A 19,018-nucleotide genomic window follows, 5' to 3' on the forward strand; every position below is an offset into this window, starting at 1 on the left:
TGCCCAGTTCTCAGTTCCATCAGTTAGCGAGAATTATTTGCACTTTTCTAAAAAGCTATGCTATACTGATAAATCGTCGGACGCATAGCTCAGTTGGTTAGAGCACTACGTTGACATCGTAGGGGTCACTGGTTCGAGTCCAGTTGTGTCCATTATTTTTTGCAGTGCCAAATAAAGTGGCAATCGACAACTGTACATTAACAAATAATTTGTCACTATTAACATTGAGTCGTTTCCTGGTGATTCGGTAGTGGTGAGTAAGCAGGAATGGGCAGAGAATGATTACAACTGCAATATCCGCCGAAGCGCCGATAATGCGCCACCACCGGAACCCCAGGATGTGAGGGCGCATTTGTTGGGGGAATTCCTAAAGCTAAGGTGGAAGGAAAGCGCCCTTTGTTAGAGGCGCATGGGTTTAACCCAACTAAGATTTTAGTGGAACGGAATTAATGTGAGCGATCGCATTGTTGGGATTGCACTAGCTATGAGCAGTAACGCTATTGTTTGGGGAAGATTGGTCTTTGGTTTATTGTGCTATGTAATAGTTGGCTTCTTATTTGCCTGGACTCCACTTTGGGCTGACGCTTTTGGGATGAATGAGGCTCTATCTAAGGGTAAGGCTCTAGCTTTGTCGAGAGCTAGTCTTATCGTTTTAGCTCTGACTTTAACTTGGGGTTTGGCTTGGACTAAGGTTGGCGTTATGAGTCGGGCTGAAAGTTTTGGTTGGGTTTGGATTTTAACTTGCGGCGTAGGTCTAGCTTTAGGTTTAGTTATGGGTGGGGGGATAACGTTAACTATAGCTTGGGTAATTGTGGTTGGTGTGGCTTGGGCTGGTGCTTGGAGCTTGGTTGGAGCGAGAAATCAATTACTCTTATCTTTCAGTCAGTTTCACACAGTTCTAATTTTGGCAGGAACCACAATTTTGGGATTGGGTTTAGGGGGATTAGTGCGTCAGATGAGTTCGCTCAACCCATAACTGATATTACAATAAAACAAAATTCGATAATAATCAAAAAAATTAGCGGCTTAATGTAGTAATGGTACAGATAATTCAAGCTGAAAAAGTCACGCTATATGACGAAAGAGAATAAATTTAAACTTCGATTGGCTACAGATGAGCAGTTATTTCAGGAGTGGAAAGGAGACTTACCTGAAATAACTGACTCTGACAAGCAAAAATTGGAGCGGGTAAAGGCTAGTTATTTTAATTTAGCCAAACGTCCGCTGCTGGAGGAAATAGTGAAAATGGTGGTGCTATCACCCCTATTGGATTTAGAGGGGTTTTATCTGCCACCCTTTTACAGCCAAAGTGAGGAATCGGTAGAGATTATTGACGAGGATGAGGGAGTTGTTATCCGTGGAAAAATTGATGTTTTGGTGATACAAGATCAATTTTGGGTAATTGTAATTGAATCTAAACGCGCCAAGTTTTCACTAGAGCCAGGAATTCCGCAAGCTTTGGCTTATATGTTGGCAAACCCTAACCCTGAAAAGCCACTGTTTGGCTTGGTAACGAATGGAAGTAATTTTATTTTTCTGAAATTGGTTAAGCAAGAGGTGCCGTATTATGCGTTATCGGATGAATTTACCTTAAGGCGAGGTAATGATTTGTATACAGTTTTGGGAATACTAAAGCGGCTAGGGCAGTTGTTGATTGAAGGCAATTAATAAATGGTCTGCGGTTGAGAATTGATGGGATAAGTATCGCGTGACTTTGCAGGATATTGAGGCTCAACGGGATGCGACGGCGAAGCAGTTGAGTGAGTTTTTGAGTGGGTTAGGGTATGCGTGAGACTCTGGTTAAATCTGAGGAGTTTAAAGATTCGCCTTTAGGGAAGATTCCGAAAGATTGGGATGTTCTGCTAGAGGGTCAGCATGAAAGTTAGGGAAGTGATTAAGCTAATAGAAGAAGATGGTTGGTATCTGGCAAGAACTAGAGGCAGTCATCGTCAGTTCAAGCATCCAACCAAGTCCGGTTTAGTCACAATTGCAGGGAAACCGTCTGACGATCTAGCACCTGGCACGTTAAACAGCATAATGACGCAAGCTCAACTCAAGGAAGACAAGGAAGTAGGAGAAGAAGAGTAATGCGTTATGGGATTGTGATTGAAAAGCTAGAGAGTAATTATTCAGCTTATGTTCCAGATTTACCTGGATGTGTGGCGACAGGTGCAACTCTTAAAGAGATGGAACAGCAGATAAAAGAAGCGATCGCTTTTCATTTGGATGGTTTGCGAGAAGAGGGTTTACCCATTCCCGAACCAACTACTCTATGTGAATATGTCGAAGCTGGTTGATAAATGCGATCGCTCTTTTCGCGTGGAGTCAAACTTGGAAGATGCGATCGCCTTCCAGTAACTCATCAATCCGTTCTACAGCAATTTCAGCATCAGCCGCAAGTTTCTGTAGCATCCAGTCGCGGTAACAAGGTGACTTACACCTCAGATATTGCACCATTCTCAAGTTTGCCCATCCGCGGCTCGACTTAGCGCTCGCCGAACGTCCTTGAACTCAATTTCCTTGGCTCATAGCTTGCATTCCATTGAAATGGACTGAAATTCTTACTCAGTCTTCTTCAGAAGACTTGATTCTGTTAGCCTGGGGTTTAAACCCCAGGCGGGTAATGCGACTGGTGCAAGATGTGACTTACACCACGCTTTCCAACGCCCGTTTGAACTCAACAGCCGTTTTAAAGTAAATTTCCGGCTTATCCACCAGTGCCAAATCAACAACTTCCGCCAATCGTTTCGGAATTGAGGCATCGCGTTGGCGAATGGGTACGGCATCGGTTTGCAACACAGCCAGCAACGGGTCTTTGCCGACAAAATCGCGGGGGCAAGTACCCGTTAACATCGTGTAGAAAGTTGCGGCTGTAGCCCAAACATCTACTTCTGGCTTGGCATATTTAAAGTCAATCACCTGCTGTCGCGGCATGAAGGGCAACGTGCCTGCTACTTCGCTGCCACTCATCGTATGACCGCTTAAACCTGCTAAGTCAAAGGCTTTGGCTAACCCGTAGTCGCCGACTTTGGCACTGTAGGAGTTACCGAAGTTGGTGAGGAAGATGTTACTCGGTTTGATGTCGCGGTGTACCAAACCTCGCCCCTTGCCAATCGTGCCGTCAGCGCGTCTAACATAGGGAATTTCGGCGTTGTGGGCGTATTCCAAACCATCTAAGGTTTGCAGGATAATTGGCACTGCTTCTTTAATCGACAAGCGCCCACCCCCTTGCTCCATTAAATCTGCCACGCTGCCGCCTTCGCAATACTCTAGGGTGAAGAAGAAGGTGCCATCCGAGTAACCATAATCCAGCAGTTTGACGACATGGGGATGGTTCAAGGCTTTGGTGTTTTCCATCTCCCGCAGGAATTTATCAATGGCGCGTTGATTAGCAGCAATTTTGGGCAGCATCACTTTCAGCGCTACCCACTCCCCATTTTGCTGATTGAGGGCAAGGTAAACTTCACCAAATCCTCCCTCACCTAGCTTTCTCACCAACTTGTAACCCCGAATTGCCGTTAGGTTTTGGTCGCCGCCTGCGGCTTTTTGAAGTAGGGCTTTGATAATTTCCCAAAAGTTGGGCTTTTTCTGTACGATGTTGGGCTTTTGCAGCTTGGCTTTGAAAACGTCTATAGTCTGCGATTCTTCCGGTTCAACGTGGATGCTGACTCGGAAAATGGTGTTACCTAACTCGATGACATCGCCTTCTTGTAAGTCGTATTCTGGGTACTGCATCTTTGCACCTTGTGAGGGGGTTTGGTGGGGTTGGCGCTGTCCAATTTTTTTGCTGTTGACGTAGGTAAGTACCGTTTTTACTGCCGAAGTCGCGCACGCGGATATTTGGGGGGTTGATGTCGAGGAGGCAGTGATAGCGGGAGATGATACGATGAGCGTCGTCATCGGGTAGTTGGGGATGGCATTCGTCAGCACGTCCGATGAGGCAGGTGGTGCGGGAGTCGAAGGTAAATTCTTGACCTTTGAGATTGCCTTGGGTGATGGTGAGGGTGACTTGGGTTGGCATCTAGTAGCTGATTTATAAAGTTGAGATTAAGAACGAAACGGCTTAATCTTGGTGCGATCCCTCCTTGGAAAGGCGGGAATAGAACTCATTGAAAGCCCCCCCTTTTTAAGGAGGGTTGGGGGGATCTGAATTTCTTTATAAATGACATCTAAGCTCAATTCTCGCTCCTGCCAAATCGAGCTAAAAGTTCTTCGCGGGACAATTGCAGGCTCAACCGAGTAAACTCCTCTGGAGGTAACTTTAGCAAAGCTTGAATAACTTCCATTAGCTCTTCATCCAGACTGCCAAATCGGACTCTCAACAGGTTTTCCAGAACCAGGCGCTGTCCCTGTACATTGCCTTGCTGCAAACCTTGTTGTCGTCCTTGCTGCAAAGTCTCTTCCCGCCATTGCAGATAAGCTGGTGATAGGTTCATAATTAACTCCCTCTCGTCTTCATCTAAATTTTCCTTCCTCTCCAGGTTGATGCGCGAGGTAGAAATCAGTTCTAACGTGTTGCTGCGGAACGGGTGTTCTCTGGGAAGTGAAATGAGTTCGTTAATTGCTTGCTGCTGGGTTGCGCCTTTTCCCAGAATCCTCAACCAGAGTGTTTCTGGTGTGGCGGGTAGTTGGTTAATGGCTACCACTGCTGTTTTTAGCGCATCAGCTAGAAAGTAAACGCCTTGAGTCCAGTTGTTTGGTTCTAGTTTAGCGCCGAAACTATCGAGTAGGGTGGCTGAGGCGGAGGTTGCCAGAATCCACAAGCGAGGCAGTTCGGTTTCGGGAAGTCCGCGATTTTCCCGCCTTGCTTGTCGCTGTAAGTCGCTTTGCAGAGAAAACAGCTTTAGCATACAGGTGCGAATCTCTGTTTTGCTGGGTTGATTGCGAAAGGGTTCGATTAAGCAGGGACTTGATACCAGTTTGCTGAGTAATCCCAGACTTGGCGGTTCGGCTGGGAGTGTTGGCGCTGGGGCAAAGTAGAGGTCAATTTGACGAACTTCGTCTGTGACTTCGCGGCTGACTTCAACGGTGCCTAATGGGGAGAGGAGTTCGGCTAGATATTGCTTGGCAAATTGGTCGTGAGGTTGTCGCGTCATCTATTCTTTACACTTTGGCAAGGTCAAATGGAAGTGACGAACCATCAATGTCCACATTCAGGCTCTTATGGAGTTCTCCCGATCGGGTTAGCTTCTGTCGTTCCATCTCTGAAGCAAAGTATTTCCCTTATTAATCTAAGTTAAATTGTCAAATTCTGGTGTGAAGCGTTTGAATTTCGTCACAAAGGCTCAGGAAGCACCGCTTTAAGTTTCGATTTCAACTACTCACTCACTCACTCACTAATTGCTGCTTCCCCTCTCTCCAGCAACGCTTCCTACGCCTGAATCTAGCTGCTGTGATAACTGGATGCGATTGACAAGCAATTAGATAGGGATTAACGGTTAACAAAAAATTGATATTATGGTTTAGCCCAAATTTTCAAAAAAGGTATTTCAGAATAAATGGTCTTGCTACCTGATAGAGCAGAGCCAGGATGAACGGGATAAGGATCGGGAGGGTTACTATCAGTCCCCATTTGCCAAACCGAAGCTCTTGATTATCGGATTTGAGGAGTGCAATCACAGCAGCGGCTCCCATTAGTATCCAGATACAAGCAAAGACAATAAAGATAATATATGCTGAGTCTTGCATTTTCTTCCGTACTAGCGAAAGTAGTCTATTTTTAGGTTAGCTTGACCCCATTTGTGCAGTTGACTTCCTTTAGTTGGGTTATTCTATTGACTAAGGTTGAATGGCACTGACTTCATCTGTAGGGAATGGTTGAACGATAGTGAAACCCAACGTCCTATAGGGAGGGGTTGCTGGGTTTCGTTCCTCAACCCAGCCTACGGAATTTTGGCTTATTTCAGTGCCATTCGACTAAGGTTGATTATGATCGTTGAGCCGACAGCGCCCCTGCGTCTCGCACTCGATGCGCTTCTGGCGCTTGCTAACAATCGTTGCTAAATTAGGTCGTCCAGTCAGAGCCAGCCGCCAATCAGCCCAAATTTCATACAGCATATCAACGATAGAACCGATAATCGGCAATTTGGTAGCCGCATAGATCCACCCTATCCCCAAGATTTCATAGACGCGGCGGAAGACTTCTACATTCTTGACGACGGTGCCATCAGGAAGCACAGCATGGATTCGTCCCATCGCCGTTTCAAAGTCAACACCGCCATGCGCTTCCGGAGAATAGTCGCCTGCGATGTCCACAAACGCTACCAAACCTCGACCGGCATCCCGTCGCTTCAAAAAATTGACTTCTCGCACGCACAAGGGACATTCACCGTCGTACAGCAGTTCTATTTGCCAGGACGGCGAAGACTGAGGCGGGGTAGAGACTTGAAGCGATTCGGGGGACTGAGTCTTAGAAGAGGACATAGGTCGTTCTCAATTAACGGATTCCTCGCGTGAGGAGAAACAAGCACACTTTAGTATTGTAAAGAAACTTAACATTTTTAGGCATCATCCATTTCCTGCCCGATCGGTTCAGGACTTACGCAAAGCTTATACATATAGCGTTTTATAGGGGTAATCTTCCTGTGGTTGCGTCTTTCAGATGTGGTGATTTTGCGTAAGTCCTGATTCCCCAACAAATCGCACCAATGCTGGGGAACGTGACCTCAAAGGGAGCCTACACATCTATTAACAATTACCCATTACCGATTCCTGGGTCTAACTTCTGTAACTTGTCTAGGAGGATTGACAATAGTTACATTTGTCGAACGAACCTTAGAAGCAGTGAGCTTTTGGTAGAATACACCTGCTGATTGCGGAGTCGGAAATGGGCCAACTTGGATGCCATCGACTCTAGTATTCGTGTCTCTCCAGTAACAAGAGCGAACTTGTATAGTTGGGGATTCTCTAGTTATCCGTTGAAGAATAGTGCGATTGGAGTTTTTAACTCGAACTAACCATTTTCCTGCAAAAGAAGGACAGTTTGTGGTTGCATTTGCTTGAGCGATCGTTTGAGCGATCGCTATGCGGTGTTGGTCAAAGCAAAGTGCTTGGATGCCAGAAAACGAAAAACCCAGGACGATGGCTAGAGTAAATTTGGCGCGATTGTTCATAAAAGATGAGTCTTTCTTCTAGCAGTTAAAGAGGGATACAGTATATCTTGGATAACTCAGTACATACTGGCAACGATTAGTAGAATTTGACCAAACTGTAAAATTAGATCGAGTCGCCATCCCTGAACAAACACCAATCAAACCGCACAGTAAATAAAAAGCCCCCAACTATATCTTGAATTAGATTTTTAACTCGAAACGGTCTGGGAAACAATAATCCTAAAGGTATAAATAATATGACAAACAGTGCCAGTACAATCCCAAGAAGGCTGGCAAAGTTGAGTCCGAAGTTAATCATACTGAATTTGTCAACAATCAATTTTCATGGCGATTGTTTTGATAACCTACAAAATTTCGACCGTTCCCTTTTGACCATCAATTCGCACCTGCTGACCATCTTGCAATAACTGGGTGGCGTTGTGGATATCCATGACTGCTGGAATGCCATACTCGCGGGCAACAATTGCACCGTGAGAAAGACGCCCTCCCACTTCTGCAATTAACCCACCCACGCGAGACAGCAGTGCTGCCCAACCAGAATCAGTGTAAGGAACGACTAAAATAGTATTGCGGTCAATATCTGGAATCGCTTGTAAACTGCGAAGAACTTTTACTTTCCCTTCTACTTGTCCTGGACTGGCACCAATGCCTTGCAATAGCTTTTGACTTACTTGCCGATTGGCGGTGTTGAAATCAGTAGAGGGCGGCGCATTGCCGTAGACTAAAGGCGACACACTCGCCATCTGACTATCTTGTTCCAGTTGCGATCGCCTTTGTTTCACCAACTGCGGTACTCGGTCAATTAATTGTTGGTCAGATTGTTGAATGATTTGCCTAATTTCATTGAATTCTAAGAAGAAAATATCTCCTGACTGAGATAGCAAACCTGACTGCAACCAGATTTTTTCTAACGCTACAAAATTCCAACGCACTTCCGCCAATAAGCGACTATAGATATCTGTAACCTTGCCCTTCAAATTGAGCCGTCGCTGCACCAACTTAACCTTCCATCCCTGATTTTCTTTGTCTTCTCTGCGCTTGGAGTGTTCAATTTCCCCGAAAAACTGTGTCAGCAATTGCCGAACCGCATGAGGATTTTCCTTCCAAGTAGGAACCGCGATATCTGTTGCCACATCGCTCAAGTATCCATAACGGTCAAGCCATCGATCGAACTGTTCTAGAATACCTTGCCCATCTGGCATTTCAGCCAACATGGTAAACAAAGAGGATGAATTTTCAGGGGATAATGGTGAATGAGGGAGTAAATTACGAGCATCCAGTGCGATATCTTCGAGCGATCGCACCGAAGCAACTTCCGGAGTTTGGCTGTTATCTAATTGTGAATCCTTGACCTTTAATAACGCCTGTCGCAACGCAAAACTCAATGGAGCGAGAATACTGTAATATGTCGCCCGTTTCAGCACTTCTAGCAGCGCATCCACCTGTTCCAGCAGCGCCGCCGGTTGACTTGTAGAGACGCGATAAATCGCGTCTGATTCTTGAATAGAGACACAATATATCGCGTCTGATTCTTGAGTTGAAGCATCCAGTCCCGCTTCTAAATAAGCCGATTGCCGTTCCAAGATAGGGGTAAATAAACGCCTATCATCCCGCGCAAAATCCCTTTCTAAACTCAACTCGCGCCCCAATAATCGCAGTAACCCCGGCACATTTCGCAGCGTAGAAACCAGAGGGGGTTTTGAGAACTTAGCACCTCTGGTTAAAAACTCCAAACTTTCCGGCGGTAAACCCATCCGACGGAAAATTTGTCCCAACAAGGTTGCATTAAAGTAGGCGCGAGAGGCGTGCAGCGTCGCCGTTTCATTAAAATCTAACGCTTCTGCTTCTTTGCCCAAAACCAGCGTAAAAATCTCACCCCAGACACCGCAAGTCAGAGGACGATTAATCGACCAAGTCAGCGGACGAATTAACCCCGGAATCACCTCAGCGGCAATCTTGCGCGTCCAGATGGGTTGCAGTGTGGTAATTGTCCGCGATTGCAACAACCACAGGGTTTGCCCATCGTAACTCCATTCAACATCTTGGGGAATGCCGTGATACTGACTTTCCAACTGCCGCGCTAAGTAAGCGACTTGCTGAATCAATGCCGGGGGGACATCGCCGCTGCCTTCCACGGGTAAAGACGCGACATCCTGCGCCTGGAGATCGTCCACAAACACCCGATATTGCTCCGGCGTCACTTGCCCGGATACAATCCGCGTAGCGTCTCCCGGCAATGCCTCAATCACTACCGCATTGCCTTGCTGGGCAATTGGATCTCGGCTAAAAGCAACACCCGAAAAGACACCCCGGACTTGTGTTTGAATCAACACCGACATCGAAGCTTCCGGTAAATTGCGAGTAGCCCTTTGGGCATACGCTTCGCGATCGCGCCGATAAGCCTTTGCCGCCGGGTTATCGTAAGAAGCAAGAACGCGAGTAATCGCCTCCTCCAACGCTTCTGCACTCGTAACATTCAAAATCGTCTCGTATTGTCCCGCCGCCGAAGACTGTTCCGAGTCTTCCCCCACAGCAGAAGAACGTACCGCTAGGGGTTGTTTTTCGGAAGCTTCCAGAAACTCAATCATCACCCCAGGATCGTCTCCAGGCGTCAGCACCCAGCCCATCGGCACCGGATAACCCCAGCGTTTCAGCTGAGATAACGTTGCGGCTTTTTGCCCCACCTTGCTGGCTTCTAGCGGCTGATCTAGAGAAACAATCGCTTTATCACCTCGGAAAAAACGAAACACAGCTTTATTCCCAGTTTGCGCTTGTTCGGATGGAAGGTCTAAATCATCGGGGATTTTCTGATAAATCCAGGCGATGATACCACTGAGAGCGATCGCGGCGACAACTTGCGCTGTTGAGTGATTGGGCAATAGCGCCATGAACACTGGCAACAAAATTAAAACCAAAATGCGTCCCTGCTTCCTCTCCCGCACCAGTGTAAAACTAACTCCCCCAATTACAAATACTAAAACTGCCACCAGCGGAGCGTGAACGACAATACCCCACACAACATTAGTTGTGCCAGCGCCCCGCCCCATCCAATAACGCCCCATCACCAGTGCAATCAGCGCGATTAACTCCCATTCGGGTTCCGTAGGAAAGAAACTACGCGCCAATAAAACGGCAGCAACACCCTTAGAAGCTTCCGAAAGCACCGCCAGAATACCCGCAAAGCGTCCCCCGTGGTAAAAAGCAGCAGAGACAGACACATTGCCCGTGCCGAGTCTTGCCAGTCGCCTCCCAGTGAAGGCGCGAACAATCCAAGCAATTAGAGGCAATCCGCCCAAGAGAGGACAGACAATAAAAATGAGGATAACGCCCCAAACTTGAGTCAGAGTCATGGCTGGGAGTAGCAGTACCAACACATGAATTGTAGTGATGTTTCTCCACGCAAAGAACGCCGATTTATCCCGTTTCTCCTTGGTGCCGCGACAGCGCTTACCTTTGCGTTAAAAATCTAAACTTATGTCACCTTCCCGCATTGTCACCTACAGCCCCGCTTACACAGTTGTACCCACCTACGAGTGTTTTAATCGCTGTAGTTACTGTAACTTCCGCACCGATCCCGGTAAAAGTCCTTGGCTCACCCTATCAGATGCCCAGAGAATCTTGCGATCGCTTGCCTCTCAAAACGTCTGTGAAATCCTCATCCTCAGCGGCGAAGTACATCCCCATTCCTCACGCCGTCAGGCATGGTTCCAGCGCATTTATGACCTTTGCGAACTAGCGCTGTCAATGGGATTTCTCCCCCACACCAATGCAGGGCCATTGAGTTTTGAGGAAATGCAAAAGCTGAAATATGTTAATGTTTCGATGGGGCTAATGTTAGAACAGCTAACACCGCAGCTATTGCAAACCGTTCACAAACACGCTCCGAGTAAAGTCCCAGAATTACGCCTGCAACAGTTAGAGTGGTCAGGAGAATTGCGGATTCCCTTTACAACCGGATTGCTCTTAGGAATTGGAGAAAGTTCGGCAGATTGGTGGAAAACCCTGGAAGCGATCGCGCTTCTCCACCAACGCTATCATCACATTCAAGAAGTTATCCTCCAACCCCACAGTCCCGGCACTCACCAAACCTTCGACGCCCCACCTTTTAACCCCCATCAATTACCAGAAGTCATCGCCAAAGCCCGTCAAATTCTCCCCCCAGATATTACAATCCAGATTCCCCCTAATTTAGTTACAGATTCGAGTTGGTTACTCACTTGTGTAGAAGCAGGTGCCAGAGATTTAGGCGGAATTGGCCCAAAAGATGAAGTAAATCCCGATTATCCTCATCCTCAGTATCATCAATTAAAAGAAATTTTAGAACCTGCGGGTTGGGAATTAGTGCCGCGTTTGCCAGTTTATCCTCAGTACGATGACTGGTTATCGGATAGATTGCAGAAAGCTGTTAATCGGTGGCGGAGTGCTACGTTATTAGAAGATAGCGTGAAATAGAAGCTATTAGATTAACCCCAACCTGACGAATCTGAAAAAGCTTGAATGGAAGACATACCCAAATGAGAACAGACCTCTTAGAACGCCCTCTAGAAGTGTTTACTAGGCTAGAAAACCTTCTAGACATTAAACCCGACAAAGACGAAGCCCAGTATAATCAGGGGAATGCGCTGTTTAAGCAAGGACGTTTTGAAGAAGCAATTGCTGAATACGACAAACCCCTAGAAATTAGAACGGACTTCTACGAAGCCTGGTACAACCGAGGCAATGCGCTATTTAACTTGGGACGCTTTGAAGAAGCGATGGCTAGCTACAACGAAGCTGTGAATAAACCAAGCTTCTACGAAGCTTGGTACAACCGGGGTGATGCGTTATATGAGTTGGGATGTTTTAAAGAAGCGATCGCTAGTTGGGACAAAACCCTAGACATTAAACCTGACCTCCACCAAGCCTGGAACAATCGGGGTGTTGCGTTAGCTGAATTAGGACGCTTAGATGAAGCGAGCGCTAGCTACGAGAAAGCCCTAAAAATTAAACCTGACTTCTACTCAGTTTGGAACAACTTGGGCATTACCCTAAGTAAATTAGAACGTTTAGATGAAGCGATTGCTAGCTTTGACAAAGCTCTGAAAATCAAACCTGAATATGCCGACGCTTTTTACAACAAAGCTTGTTGTTATGCATTGCAGGGTAATGTTGAGCAGGCTATCGAAAATTTGCAACAAGCTATCAATCTGAGTCCTGATGAATACAGAGAGGATGCAAAAACAGACTCTGATTTTGACAGTATTCGAGAAGATGGGCGGTTTCAGGCTTTAATTCAGGAGGGAAGCGATTGGGAAGAAGGAGATATAAACGAGCGTGAATGGCTTAGAGCAGCAGCAAGTAATCCAGCGTTTGATTTCCTAAAAGACGCCGAAGAAGACATTTATACATTAGCCGATGGGAAGCCATTCAATGACTAAGGGTAAAGTTGTGCTGGTGCCTTTCCCATTTGACGATTTATCGGCTACCAAAGTGCGTCCCGCTGTCTGTCTAACTAACCCTGTGGGAAAACATAGCCACGTTGTTCTAGCTTTCATAACCAGTCTGATTCCAAGTGATTTGCTAGAAACTGATTACGTTTTAAATACCAGTCATCCAGACTTTGCTGCTAGCGGATTGCATAAACCATCTACTATTAGGTTGGATCACCTGATGACTGTTCGGAAATCGCTGATCGAGCGTGAACTAGGTATATTGTCATCAGACACACAAGCTCAAATCGCCGAGAAGTTGTGCAAGCTATTAACTGAGTGATGTAGCGATCGCATTCCCACCGATGACCGCCTCCCGCATTTTTGTACAATAGACACACCCCTTTTGAAGCCAGGGTTACTGGTGTATAAATACCTATGCGTAGATTAGGGCACTACGAGCAAGCGTTAGCGAGTATCGATCCATCGTTGGGAGTTGAGGAAAGCGATCGCAAAATCTGGTACAACAGAGGCGAAGCGCTAGCGAACTTAGGTCGCTATCAAGAAGCACTCGTCTGCTTCGAGCGAACTGTAGAAATTGCACCATCAGACTCCGCTGCTTGGGTATTTCGAGGCGTTGTGCTAATTCACTTAAACCGCTATGAAGAAGCCCTTTCTAGCTGCGATAAGGCGCTAGAAATTGCACCAGAAGATAAAGAAGCTTGGACATTCCGAGGTGCAGCGCTGCATCGTCTGGGGCGCTACAAACAAGCCTACGCGAGCTATGACAAAGCCTTGGGAAACCAGAAAACACCCTTATGGCGAAAATTAATTCAGAAATGGGTAATGGGTAATAGGTAACTCCCTCAGGAATATCCCATTTGTGCAAATCTACATGAAAACCCCTTACAGGTTCCTCCGCCAACCGAGAAGCAAAATTACTCCCTCTGCGTGAACCTACTGTGTACACACAAGTGACTTATTCAGGACTTACGCAAAGCTTATACATATAGCGTGTTGTAGGGGCAATCCCTCCGTGGTTGCCCAAGAGATGTGGTGATGTTGCGTAAGTCCTGTTATTTTGCAAGGGAGCGCTTCCCGACAAGAGCAAGAACAGCTTCTTCCCTTGCAGGGAAGGCGAACCATCTTCAAAGCCCCTCTCCGAAGCGGAGAGGGGTTTGGGGAGAGGTCTACCACACAGTAGCTGCGTGAACGAGAAGGCTTAAAGTAGAGTTCCAGGCGGCGAATGATATTTTTACAAAAGTTTGGAAGCACCCATTGCTAACTCCCTCTCTCCCCTTCTCCGCATCACGAATGAAGTCAGTAAAATAGAGTTATCGAATTCAGGAGCCAGCTTACTGGCATAAAACCCCTATCGAGACTATCTACGGCAATCTTCAAGGTCTTAAGTCCAGCCAGCTAAAGCAGCTACAGCGACTGTATCATCAGCGGCTACCCGGCGATTGTCTCACAACGCCAGAATTTGCCCAGAGGCTGGCAGCAATCAGCACAGAAATTAACCAGCCAATGTGTGCCTACATCAATCGCCGGGGACAGGTGATTCGGGTAGGAGTGGGAACCCCCAGGCAAACGCAGATTCCCCCTCTAGAATTGCCTCGCTACGGTGCAGAACGACTTAGCGGCATTCGCTGCATAGCCACCCAGTTGAAGCCAGAAGCCCCCAATGAAGCCGCCTTAACTGCAATGGCAATGCAACGCCTGGATGCACTTGTCGTGATATCGCTGACTGGAACTGGGTTTGAGCGTCGCGGTGGGGGAGCCACAGGTTATATTAAAGAAACTTATCTCGCTCACCTAGTTCCTCACCCCGAAGCTACCTGGAGTCTGTCGCCGCCGATGAGCCTAGATGTGCTGGCGAACCAGGATTTTCTGGAACTGGTCGATGGGCTAGAAGCCGAGTTCCAACGGGAATTTGTTGCCCAGCAAGTAGACATCGACCACGACCGAGTGCTGCTGGTCGGGTTGATAACGGGTGACAAGACACCCCAGCAATTCCAAGACGGATTGCAAGAATTAGCGCGGTTGGTGGATACTGCTGGGGGACAAGTATTGGAGACGATGCAGCAGAAGCGCCCCCGTCCCCATCCTCAGACAGTCGTGGGTGAAGGAAAAGTACAGGAAATTGCCCTGACGGCTCAAACTCTGGGAGTGAACCTGATTGTATTTGACCGCGACCTCTCACCCGCTCAGGTTCGCAACTTGGAAGTGCAAACTGGCATCCGGGTGGTAGACCGCACTGAGGTGATTTTGGATATCTTTGCCCAACGCGCCCAATCCGGTGCTGGTAAGTTGCAGGTAGAACTGGCGCAGCTGGAATATATGCTGCCCCGCCTGACAGGTCGAGGTCAAGCGATGTCCCGACTAGGCGGCGGTATCGGCACTAGAGGGCCTGGTGAAACAAAATTGGAAACCGAACGCCGTGCGATTCAGCGCCGTATTGCCCGACTGCAAGAAGAAGTGAACCAGCTGCAAGCACACCGTTCGCGGCTGCGGCTTTCGCGGCAACATCAGGAAGTTCCTTCACTCGCTTTAGTTGGCTATACCAATGCTGGGAAGTCTACCCTATTGAATGTGCTGACGAATGCCGAAGTTTACACTGCTGACCAGCTATTTGCAACGCTCGACCCCACCACGCGACGCTTAACGATTCCTAACGCCGTGACGGATGAACCCCAGCAGATTGTGCTGACAGATACGGTAGGATTTATTCACGAGTTGCCGCCTTCTTTGGTGGATGCCTTTCGCGCCACTTTAGAGGAAGTGACGGAAGCTGACGCGCTGCTTCATGTGGTGGATTTATCCCATCCGGCGTGGCAAAGTCAGATTCGTTCTGTAATGACTATCTTGTCGGAAATGTCCATAACACCTGGCCCAGCGCTGGTTTTGTTTAATAAAATCGACCAAGTTGATGGCGATACGTTGGTTCTGGCACAGGAAGAATTTCCACAAGCGGTGTTTATTTCAGCGAGTCAGCGCCTTGGCTTAGAAACTTTGCGTCAGCGCATGAGCCAACTGGTTCATTATGCAGTTGCACAGGAGTAAAGGCGCAAAAATAACTTCCCCGAAAGGGAAAACCTATGTGATTGTCCGTTAGCACTCTTTGTGAGGGGACAATCACGTATCTTCTTTTTGAAGTTCTGGTAAAGCTGTCTATTGTAATTACCTACACCTATGAATACTTCTCGGATAAGCAACAATTTGAAATCAACAGGACTTACGCAACATCACCACTTCTGGGGCAACCACAGGGGGATTGAACCCGAAAAAACGTTATATGCATAAGCTTTGCGTAAGTCCTGTCTATATTAACTTTCCGTAAAAACATCTACCCATAGTTGGATAAACTAGGCAAAAATACAGTAACTCAATATAATGGCAAAAGTCCTCTGTGAACTAAATATCGGATTATCTGTTTTATCTGCTGCCGGTAGCCGTTCCGTTTCGATGTTAAAGCGAAAAAATGTAGTGCAGCCATAATTAGCTCTTGGTTAAAAACTGAGAATTTTTTAATCTCCTCTCTCATCTGATAAACCCTGTCCTTAGCCACATTCTTTTGTAGCGGAAACAAGAGTTTAAATATAGCCGAGAAATTGCTTTCTCGGCTAAAGTAGGTGGGATTAATTATTTGTAGAATGGGTTACGCTATCGCTAACCCATGCAGATGTTGGGTTTCCTACGTCAACCCAACCTACGAACATCTACGAACATCTTCAATTTAATCGCATCCGCCTACTAATCGTGCAAGGAGGTTAAAACGAAAAGGTTGATTTATCAAGAAGGTGGAGAAAGACAAAGTTTATAAATTGAAATTCAACCCCCACTCCTGCAAGCTATTTATCCCAGCGGCATAGGTAAGGTTGTATTGCAAAGGTGTCACGGTGATGTAATTTTTCCGAATCGCCTGAACATCCGTTTCTATGTGACTCGGTAACAGGGGATTTTCTGGTTGTTCCACCTCCTCCACAACCTCACCCGCTAACCAATAATAAGTTTTGCCACGGGGGTCTACTCGCTTTTTAAAGATATCAAAATAGCGACGAATTCCTTGACGAGTGAGCGCAACACCGGCAATTTCTTCCCACTTCACGGGAGGCACATTGACGTTGAGCAACATTACTTCTGGTAGCGGCTGCTTCGATAACTGAGAAAGCAGAATTGTGGCAAACCGGGCAGCAGGTTGAAATTCCCTTAAGGTGTAATTGGTCAGGCTAAAAGCAATGCTGGGAATTCCTTCAATCACGCCTTCCATCGCCGCTGAAACTGTGCCGGAGTAGAGAATGTCGGTGCCGAGATTGGAGCCGTGGTTAATGCCAGAAAGGACAAAATCCGGAGGGGCGTCGAGCAAAGCACCCAGCGCCAGTTTCACGCAGTCGGAGGGGGTTCCCGAACAAGACCAAGCTTTGACTGTGGGATGAAAAATCGACTCGACGACTTCGGCGCGAATGGGGTCGTGGAGGGTGAGACCGTGACCAGTGGCTGACCGTTCCCGGTCGGGACAAACTACGGTGACATCGTGACCGGCTTCTGCGAGAGCATTGGCGAGGGTGCGAATGCCCAGAGCGAAGATGCCATCGTCGTTGCTGATTAGCAATTTCATCAATTCAATCAAGGGGTGCATCAAGGAGTTCACTCTATTGTGGATGAATTTGCATCGCAGCCTGTAGCAGCTTGTGGCAGATGGATGAGTCCAAATCGCGCTAAACTCAAGCTTACTGCCACTAGAAATGACCCTCTCTAAAATGACCACGATGCTCAACGAGCTTGAGGCTCAATTAGCCGCGCTCAAACAGGAAGCAACCCAAGCGATCGCTGCCGCCGATACCCTGGAACGCCTAGAGGAACTCAGAGTCGGCTACCTGGGCAAGAAAGGGCAGCTCTCGAAGGTGTTAGGGGGTTTGGGCAAGTTAGACGCAAGCGATCGCCCCCGCATTGGTGCTTTAGCAAATGTTGTCAAAGAAGCGCTACAACAAGACTTGGATCGCAAGCGGACAAACTTACAGGAAGCACAAATCCAGGCAAAGTTGGAATCAGAAACCCTGGATGTCACCATGCCGGGAGTTTACCGTTCCCTCGGTCGCAAGCACCCCCTCAGCAGCACGATCGACCGGGTTGTGGATATCTTCGTCGGACTCGGCTACACCGTCGCCAACGGCCCGGAAATGGAGACAGACTACTACAACTTTGAGGCGCTGAACACTCCCGCCGACCACCCCGCCCGCGATATGCAGGATACTTTCTACCTGCCGGATGGTAATCTGCTGCGAACTCATACTTCTTCGGTGCAGATTCGTTACATGGAAGAAAATGAGCCGCCGATTCGGATTGTCGCACCCGGACGCTGTTACCGTCGGGATACTGTCGATGCTACCCATTCGGCAGTCTTCCATCAGATCGAAATTTTGGCAGTGGATGAAGGACTGACCTTCACCGACCTCAAGGGCACCATTAAAGTGTTTTTAGAGGAGATGTTTGGCGCAGAGTTGCCAATTCGCTTCCGGACGAGTTATTTCCCCTTCACTGAGCCTTCTGCGGAAGTGGATGTGCAGTGGCAAGGGCGTTGGCTAGAAGTGATGGGCTGCGGAATGGTCGATCCCAATGTTCTCAAGAAAGTAGGTTACGACCCAGAAGTTTATACTGGCTTTGCCGCTGGCTTTGGTGCTGAGCGCTTTGCGATGGTGCTGCATCAAATTGATGATGTGCGCCGGATGTACAGCAGCGATTTGCGCTTTTTGCGGCAGTTTTAAGTAGGGAATCCGGCTGCATCCAAATTTTCGGCTTTCGCAGTATCCCTGTCTTTACACGATTGAAACAGTTAGCGATCGCGTCCGATGTTAGAGATGTTACTGTTGTCTGCTTTCATGGCTACCTGGTAGCGATCGCCCCATTTCATTACCTCAAAATATCAACCCTCTTTAAAGATTTTGTATGAGCAAGCCATTAGATGAAACTCTCTCCAAGGAAATTTCCGAACGCATTAAAAGCAAAGCTAAAGACTCCTTTAATAATGCTTACAAAGCGGCATTGTTAACTGAAGGATGTATGTATGTCCAAGGCTTTTTAGTTCGGGATGAAAAGCCATGTAAACCGATTGAGCATGGTTGGATTGAGCTTGATACTTGTATTATCGATCCAACACTGCCACATCTCAATAAAAATTCTCAAGAACTTTACTACTTTCCGGCACAACATTTAACCGTAAAAAAACTTATTGCAGCAGTAGAAGAAGCGAAGGAAGATTATCCAGACGATGATGCACTACCTGTTTATGATGCTTTACCGCATGAATATTACGGCAATTTAATAATGGGCGGTAAAAACTATTCAGAAGCGTATAAAGAGGCTCAAACTAAGTGTCAAGAGTTGAATAAACTTACAAAACAAACTGATTCAAAAAATTGAAATCTCTAAGAAATCGTTCTGGTTGGGATTGATAAATACTGTAAAGGTGAAGGACAAAGACAAAGCGATCGCTATTGA

At 47.2% G+C, this 19,018-nt stretch carries 19 protein-coding genes, 1 tRNA gene and 2 pseudogenes; 14 read left to right on the forward strand and 8 right to left on the reverse strand.

Going from position 1 to position 19,018, the window contains the following annotated elements; translation table 11 throughout:
* Positions 1-78 precede the first annotated feature (78 nt).
* From AC2VDX_RS18595 to AC2VDX_RS18620, 6 genes and pseudogenes are all read left to right on the forward strand, one after another.
* A tRNA-Val gene (locus AC2VDX_RS18595) sits at positions 79-152 on the forward strand.
* 122 nt (positions 153-274) lie between these two features.
* A pseudogene (locus tag AC2VDX_RS18600) lies at positions 275-450 on the forward strand (type I restriction endonuclease subunit M); the annotation flags it as partial.
* 34 nt (positions 451-484) lie between these two features.
* The gene (locus AC2VDX_RS18605; protein WP_378176779.1) at positions 485-976 is read left to right on the forward strand and encodes a hypothetical protein; all 492 of its coding nucleotides are present in this window, start codon (positions 485-487) and stop codon (positions 974-976) included.
* Between the two features lie 98 nt (positions 977-1,074).
* Positions 1,075-1,668, forward strand: coding sequence for a restriction endonuclease subunit R (locus AC2VDX_RS18610; RefSeq protein ID WP_378176781.1), 594 nt, complete (start codon positions 1,075-1,077; stop codon positions 1,666-1,668).
* 207 nt (positions 1,669-1,875) lie between these two features.
* Positions 1,876-2,088, forward strand: coding sequence for a type II toxin-antitoxin system HicA family toxin (locus AC2VDX_RS18615; protein ID WP_378176783.1), 213 nt, complete (start codon positions 1,876-1,878; stop codon positions 2,086-2,088).
* Positions 2,088-2,297, forward strand: a complete 210-nt coding sequence (locus tag AC2VDX_RS18620; protein ID WP_378176785.1) for a type II toxin-antitoxin system HicB family antitoxin — start codon at positions 2,088-2,090, stop codon at positions 2,295-2,297. Before AC2VDX_RS18615 ends, AC2VDX_RS18620 begins: the two co-directional genes overlap by 1 nt.
* Before the next feature lie 28 nt (positions 2,298-2,325).
* Here the strand turns inward: AC2VDX_RS18620 and AC2VDX_RS18625 are convergent, their stop codons facing one another.
* The 3 genes and pseudogenes from AC2VDX_RS18625 to AC2VDX_RS18635 all read right to left on the reverse strand — a co-directional run.
* On the reverse strand, positions 2,326-2,457 hold the full coding sequence (locus AC2VDX_RS18625) for a hypothetical protein (RefSeq protein WP_378176788.1): 132 nt from the start codon (positions 2,455-2,457) through the stop codon (positions 2,326-2,328).
* Between the two features lie 189 nt (positions 2,458-2,646).
* Positions 2,647-3,888, reverse strand: coding sequence for a protein kinase domain-containing protein (locus AC2VDX_RS18630; RefSeq protein WP_378177181.1), 1,242 nt, complete (start codon positions 3,886-3,888; stop codon positions 2,647-2,649).
* Positions 3,845-3,937 (reverse strand): annotated as a pseudogene (locus AC2VDX_RS18635) (hypothetical protein); the annotation flags it as partial. The pseudogene AC2VDX_RS18635 and the gene AC2VDX_RS18630, both read right to left, overlap by 44 nt.
* Here AC2VDX_RS18635 and AC2VDX_RS18640 point away from each other — a divergent pair.
* Positions 3,914-4,039, forward strand: a complete 126-nt coding sequence (locus tag AC2VDX_RS18640; RefSeq protein WP_378177223.1) for a hypothetical protein — start codon at positions 3,914-3,916, stop codon at positions 4,037-4,039. The pseudogene AC2VDX_RS18635 and the gene AC2VDX_RS18640 sit on opposite strands and share 24 nt — an antisense overlap.
* A gap of 136 nt (positions 4,040-4,175) precedes the next feature.
* On the opposite strand, the gene AC2VDX_RS18645 is transcribed toward AC2VDX_RS18640, so the two are convergent.
* The 4 genes from AC2VDX_RS18645 to AC2VDX_RS18660 form a co-directional block, all read right to left on the reverse strand.
* Complete coding sequence (locus AC2VDX_RS18645; RefSeq protein WP_378176790.1) at positions 4,176-5,096, reverse strand: hypothetical protein; 921 nt, start codon at positions 5,094-5,096, stop codon at positions 4,176-4,178.
* An 820-nt stretch (positions 5,097-5,916) separates the two neighbouring features.
* Entirely contained in the window at positions 5,917-6,423 is a 507-nt protein-coding gene (locus AC2VDX_RS18650; protein WP_378176792.1) for a thiol-disulfide oxidoreductase DCC family protein, read from the reverse strand.
* 278 nt (positions 6,424-6,701) lie between these two features.
* Entirely contained in the window at positions 6,702-7,112 is a 411-nt protein-coding gene (locus AC2VDX_RS18655; RefSeq protein WP_378176794.1) for a hypothetical protein, read from the reverse strand.
* Between the two features lie 344 nt (positions 7,113-7,456).
* On the reverse strand, positions 7,457-10,462 hold the full coding sequence (locus tag AC2VDX_RS18660) for a glycerol-3-phosphate acyltransferase (RefSeq protein WP_378176796.1): 3,006 nt from the start codon (positions 10,460-10,462) through the stop codon (positions 7,457-7,459).
* A gap of 124 nt (positions 10,463-10,586) precedes the next feature.
* Here AC2VDX_RS18660 and cofG point away from each other — a divergent pair, with 124 nt between their 5' ends.
* The 5 genes from cofG to hflX all read left to right on the forward strand — a co-directional run bounded on the left by cofG (position 10,587) and on the right by hflX (position 15,583).
* Positions 10,587-11,564: a 7,8-didemethyl-8-hydroxy-5-deazariboflavin synthase subunit CofG gene (gene cofG, locus AC2VDX_RS18665; RefSeq protein ID WP_378176798.1), complete on the forward strand. Its 978-nt coding sequence runs from the start codon at positions 10,587-10,589 to the stop codon at positions 11,562-11,564.
* Positions 11,565-11,626: 62 nt separating this feature from the next.
* Complete coding sequence (locus AC2VDX_RS18670) at positions 11,627-12,529, forward strand: tetratricopeptide repeat protein (protein ID WP_378176800.1); 903 nt, start codon at positions 11,627-11,629, stop codon at positions 12,527-12,529.
* On the forward strand, positions 12,522-12,863 hold the full coding sequence (locus tag AC2VDX_RS18675; RefSeq protein ID WP_378176802.1) for a type II toxin-antitoxin system PemK/MazF family toxin: 342 nt from the start codon (positions 12,522-12,524) through the stop codon (positions 12,861-12,863). Before AC2VDX_RS18670 ends, AC2VDX_RS18675 begins: the two co-directional genes overlap by 8 nt.
* 95 nt (positions 12,864-12,958) lie before the next feature.
* Positions 12,959-13,381 (forward strand): tetratricopeptide repeat protein, encoded by a 423-nt coding sequence (locus tag AC2VDX_RS18680; protein ID WP_378176804.1) that lies wholly within the window; start codon positions 12,959-12,961, stop codon positions 13,379-13,381.
* A 513-nt stretch (positions 13,382-13,894) separates the two neighbouring features.
* Positions 13,895-15,583 carry a GTPase HflX gene (gene hflX / locus AC2VDX_RS18685; protein ID WP_486928224.1) on the forward strand — a complete coding sequence of 563 codons (1,689 nt, stop codon included), beginning with the start codon at positions 13,895-13,897 and terminating at the stop codon, positions 15,581-15,583.
* A 754-nt stretch (positions 15,584-16,337) separates the two neighbouring features.
* Here the strand turns inward: hflX and surE are convergent.
* Entirely contained in the window at positions 16,338-17,138 is an 801-nt protein-coding gene (gene surE / locus AC2VDX_RS18690) for a 5'/3'-nucleotidase SurE (protein WP_378176808.1), read from the reverse strand.
* A gap of 151 nt (positions 17,139-17,289) precedes the next feature.
* Here surE and pheS point away from each other — a divergent pair, with 151 nt between their 5' ends.
* Both pheS and AC2VDX_RS18700 read left to right on the forward strand, forming a co-directional pair.
* Complete coding sequence (gene pheS / locus AC2VDX_RS18695; protein WP_378177185.1) at positions 17,290-18,285, forward strand: phenylalanine--tRNA ligase subunit alpha; 996 nt, start codon at positions 17,290-17,292, stop codon at positions 18,283-18,285.
* A 181-nt stretch (positions 18,286-18,466) separates the two neighbouring features.
* Entirely contained in the window at positions 18,467-18,940 is a 474-nt protein-coding gene (locus tag AC2VDX_RS18700; RefSeq protein WP_378176810.1) for a hypothetical protein, read from the forward strand.
* The last annotated feature ends 78 nt before the right edge of the window (positions 18,941-19,018 follow it).

The sequence above is a fragment of the Coleofasciculus sp. H7-1 genome, assembly GCF_057473865.1.